General features: G+C 41.8%; 1 protein-coding gene. It reads right to left on the minus strand.

From position 1 onward, the window contains the following. The coding region (locus AWU74_RS06215; RefSeq protein ID WP_238580204.1) for an HsdM family class I SAM-dependent methyltransferase at window positions 1-867 on the minus strand (867 nt) is incomplete at its 3' end. Window positions 868-932: the final 65 nt, after the last annotated feature.

Below are 932 nucleotides of genomic sequence, written 5' to 3' on the forward strand. Positions count from 1 at the left end.
AAAATCAAGGTTGCGTTCGACGAACAGAATGTCGCGCCCGACCGCATTTTGGATTTTGCCTTTCTTGTCTTTTGCTAATTCATACTTTGCTAAAATACGGCTTTCTTTTATATCGCCCGCAAACGGAGGATTAGCCATTAAAATATCAAACTGAAAATCATGATTCGAGTCGGATTTTGTGCGCAGCTTTTTGAGCTTCTTCCAGCCCGTATGGTATATATCGCCCCATTCTTCAGACTTCGTTTGTTCGTCCCAACGGTCCCAATCAAGCGTGTTTAAGTGCAGCACATTTGTTTGCCCGTCGCCTGCAATTAAGTTAAGCGTTCGTCCGACACGCACCGTTTTTTCGTCAAAGTCAACTGCAAAAACTTTTTCGTTCACATAGTCTGAACATTCCGGCGGCTTTTTCTCGGGTGTAAACAAATGACTTTTCTGTAATCCTTTGTTTTTTAATATGTGCTCCCATACATAAAAAATAGTATGCACCGGAAAACCGCAACTGCCGCTCGCAGTATCAATCATCGTTTCGTTTGCATTCGGATTGAGCATACGCACGCACATATCGATTACATAACGCGGCGTAAAATATTGCCCCTTTTCGCCCTTGCTGCTTTTGCTGATTAAGTATTCAAATGCTTCGTCAACAACTTCAAGGTTTGAATTAAACAATTTTACATTCTGCAAAGACGAAACACAAAGAGAAAGATGCGACGGGGTGAGCGTAATTTTTGCGTCAGCGCTAAAAACACCGTCCCATTTTTTCTTTGCGGCGTCGAATAACTTTTGCAGCTTGTTTTTTAATTCTGTTTCAGTGTCGCCGTAATTTCTAAATTCAAGGTAACGTATGCGGTTTCTGCCGCTTTCCATTTCATCGTATAGCTTGGTAAAAATGAGCTTGAACAATTCTTCAAAGACGTCAACGCCGGCATTTG

It is taken from the genome of Treponema endosymbiont of Eucomonympha sp., assembly GCF_001028545.1.